Genomic DNA, 3,191 nt, shown 5'->3' on the forward strand with positions numbered 1-3,191 from the left:
GCGGCTCGACGCGCTTCTTCATCGCATCGCCCTGATAAGTTAAAGCGATCTCCGCACCGGCATCCCGTGCAGCCTTGGCAATACCCCAGGCGATTGAGCGATTATTGGCCAGACCCAAGATCAGCCCGCGTTTTCCTTGCAACAAACCGGATTTGGTGGTCATTCACCATACCTCATAAAAAAATATAATCTGAATAGCTGCCTATCGCACAGCACAGCATTGGCTTCAAGCAAGGACAGTAAATTTTGTCCCCCTTCCCCTTGAAAGCAGGTATTTAAGTGCAAATATCAGCTTGTTGTTTCTAATATGTAACGGTTCCCGTCAGCAATATAAAGCAGTATTCACGGGCGCGAATCCACCCGTGAATCACTTTATCCTGCCCGTGAACGCAATAGCGATTCGAGCTCTTCATCACCATTTTCAGGCAACATAATCCGGATATGCACGAATAAATCCGCAGCATCTCCCGTTTTATTAGGCAATCCTTTGCCCTTCAGGCGCAAAATCTTATCCGAGCTTGACCAGGCAGGAATACGCACAGCCACACGTCCGCTCAAAGTTTCCACTTCCGCACGGGCACCAAGCACCGCATCACTGAGTTGCACCGGCAAATCAAGATGCAAATCACGCCCGTCCTGACGGAAACGCGGGTGTTTTTTGAAATTGATTGTTACCAATGCATCGCCGTCAACAGCACCGGGAATGGTTTCTCCCTGACCTTTCAGGCGGATCGTCTGGCCGTCCTCAACATATTTCGGCAGTTTGATCGACAATTTCTTGCCGTTCGGGAAAACCGCCTCAACCTTCTCGGCTCCTGCCGCCTGTTCCAGAGAAACAGAGATCGAGGCTTTCAAATCCGGCGCTTTTGACGGTGCGCGACTGCGTGTACGGCTTCCGCCACCACCAAAGCCACCACCGAAAATGCTGCTCAGAATGTCCTCTGCGCCGTCAAAACCACCCTGCTGGAAGCCACCTTGCCCGCCAGCACCACCACGACGGAAACCGGCGAACGGATCGCCCTGAAAACCACCACCTTGGCCACCAAAACCATGGCCGGCAAAACCTGCCGGTTTTCCTTCGGCATCAATCTCGCCACGGTCAAACTGACCGCGCTTGTCTTTGTCGCCAATAATTTCATAGGCCTGATTAATTTCGGCAAATTTCTCCTGCGCCTTCGGATCATCCTGATTCTGGTCCGGATGATATTTCTTGGCCAGTTTACGAAAAGCAGATTTTACTTCTTCAGGCTTCGCCGTTTTAGCGACGCCCAATACGCTATAGGGATCGCGCATAATATTCCTTCATGGCTGCGGTGATTGCTAAACAGAATCACCTGTCATCTGATAAGAGCTTAGCGCATGTCTCCCCAAAGCGGGTACCGGTTTTGGGACAAAGACATGCGTCAAATCAAAAAGATAAAGCGAGCGCAGTAGATCAAACTTCACACAACACGCTTTAGCGCATACGGCACCATTTTACCGCGCGGATTAAACACCCGATCAGCTTGTAAAGACAGCGACAGTGTTTCGCGGCATGGTTCCTGCATGCTTTTATACAGCAATATGCGTATCAATACGGCTGTTTTCCAGATGTTAAACGGCAAATATAGCCGTTCATCTGCAAAATCTGGCGTTCAATTTCCGTATAATTATTAAATCGGAGCGAAAGAAGTCAAAGCCCAGGCACCACCTTGCGCCATACAGGCCTGTCCGCGATAAAGTGCAGCACCGTCAAAGGCTTCGCGCGAGGTTTCAAATTCGCGGCACAGTCCGGCATCCGTCTTTTTCTCGGCGACAGTCGTGATTGTCCCCTGACTGCCGGTATCCGGATTAGCCCACGGGATCGGTGTTTTGCCCCATTGCGTGAAATTCAGAGCGGAGACCACATTCCGGATTGTATTCTGATCCGATACTTTACTGCTGTCATTGACCTCTGCTGTCACAGCTGGCTGTTTTGCGACAGAGCCGGTAATACTGTTTTTATCCGGCATCGCTTTTTCGAGATCAAAACCGGACATTGCGCAGCCGGACAGGACAGAAACAGTACAGGCGACCATGAGAAAACGGCAGGATGCCCCCCGCATCAACTGCAAAAAACCGCTTTTCCGTAATTCTGAAGTCATTGTAGTGACTGGCAAATGATCGTCCTGACAGGCTGAAGAACAGAATATCCGTAAAGACATTCCGGTGTTAATTGAAAACAGGCGTTTATTATGTGCCGGTCTGCGTTAACAAGCGGTTTGTGCAGAAGGTAAACAAATCGATAGCAGCCGTCAAAGGCTTCTGAAACATGTTTTCACAGCATTCCGCATATGCGCCCGTTTATTCGCGTTTTGTGATTATTTCTTGTTGTTTTCGCGGCTATTTCCGATCCGCAGACTAAAGACGCAACATGGCCTTCATCCGATATCTCAGCCGGTTTTTTGTACAATAATAAACTTGCGGGTCTTCACAAGCACAGCCGGTCATGCAACTTATGCTGGTCATGATGATGGAAGCACGGGTTAAGCACCGCTGAAGCCTTCCGATTACCAAGCAAGTGAACATACCGATATGACAACATCAGCGAATGATTTTACAACTGCAACCGAGCCTTTTCGTCTGTTTGCAGAATGGTTAGAGGATGCAACAAAATCCGAGCCGAATGATCCGAATGCTGTTGCAGTGGCAACCGTAGACGAAAGCGGCATGCCGAATGTGCGCATGGTGCTGCTGAAAGATTTCGATGAGCATGGCTTTGTATTCTATACAAATTACGAGAGCCAGAAGGGTTGCGAAATCCTGTCAGCCGGCAAAGCAGCCATGTGCTTCCACTGGAAATCCCTGCGCCGTCAGATCCGTGTGCGCGGCCCTGTCGAACAGGTAACGGCAGAGGAAGCTGACGCCTATTACAAGTCGCGCCCGCGCGGCAGCCGTATCGGCGCATGGGCCTCCAAACAATCCCGCCCGCTGGAAAGCCGTTTTGCACTGGAAAAAGCGGTTGCCGAATATACTGCGCGCTATGCCATCGGTGAAATTCCGCGCCCTGAATACTGGTCGGGCTTCCGCATCAAACCAACCTATATCGAATTCTGGCATGACCGTCCGTTCCGCCTGCATGACCGTTTGATCTTCAAACGCGATGCACCGGAAGGCGATTGGACAACACAGAAATTCTATCCGTAAATAAAAAAGCCGCTCTTTTTCAGAGC

At 50.3% G+C, this 3,191-nt stretch carries 4 protein-coding genes; 1 reads left to right on the forward strand and 3 read right to left on the reverse strand.

What is annotated here, in order from left to right; translation table 11 throughout:
• The 3 genes from A918_RS20535 to A918_RS0113840 all read right to left on the reverse strand — a co-directional run.
• Nucleotides 1-163 (reverse strand): SDR family oxidoreductase (locus tag A918_RS20535; protein ID WP_033316142.1); only part of this gene is annotated, 163 nt, incomplete at its 3' end.
• A 209-nt stretch (nt 164-372) separates the two neighbouring features.
• Nucleotides 373-1,293 carry a DnaJ C-terminal domain-containing protein gene (locus A918_RS0113835; RefSeq protein ID WP_022711640.1) on the reverse strand — a complete coding sequence of 307 codons (921 nt, stop codon included), beginning with the start codon at nt 1,291-1,293 and terminating at the stop codon, nt 373-375.
• Between the two features lie 359 nt (nt 1,294-1,652).
• Nucleotides 1,653-2,123 (reverse strand): RT0821/Lpp0805 family surface protein, encoded by a 471-nt coding sequence (locus tag A918_RS0113840; RefSeq protein WP_370637800.1) that lies wholly within the window; start codon nt 2,121-2,123, stop codon nt 1,653-1,655.
• 430 nt (nt 2,124-2,553) lie between these two features.
• On the opposite strand from A918_RS0113840, the gene pdxH reads away from it, so the two are divergent.
• Nucleotides 2,554-3,165 carry a pyridoxamine 5'-phosphate oxidase gene (pdxH, locus tag A918_RS0113845; RefSeq protein ID WP_022711642.1) on the forward strand — a complete coding sequence of 204 codons (612 nt, stop codon included), beginning with the start codon at nt 2,554-2,556 and terminating at the stop codon, nt 3,163-3,165.
• Nucleotides 3,166-3,191: the final 26 nt, after the last annotated feature.

Source organism: Pseudochrobactrum sp. AO18b, from assembly GCF_000409565.1.
Classification (GTDB): Bacteria; Pseudomonadota; Alphaproteobacteria; order Rhizobiales; family Rhizobiaceae; genus Pseudochrobactrum; species Pseudochrobactrum saccharolyticum.

Excerpts from the sequence above, each read along its gene's own strand:
- A918_RS0113835 (WP_022711640.1), bottom strand. The coding sequence starts at position 1,293 with ATGCGCGATCCCTATAGCGTATTGGGCGTCGCTAAAACGGCGAAGCCT.
- A918_RS0113840 (WP_370637800.1), bottom strand. The coding sequence starts at position 2,123 with ATGACTTCAGAATTACGGAAAAGCGGTTTTTTGCAGTTGATGCGGGGG.
- pdxH (WP_022711642.1), top strand. The coding sequence starts at position 2,554 with ATGACAACATCAGCGAATGATTTTACAACTGCAACCGAGCCTTTTCGT.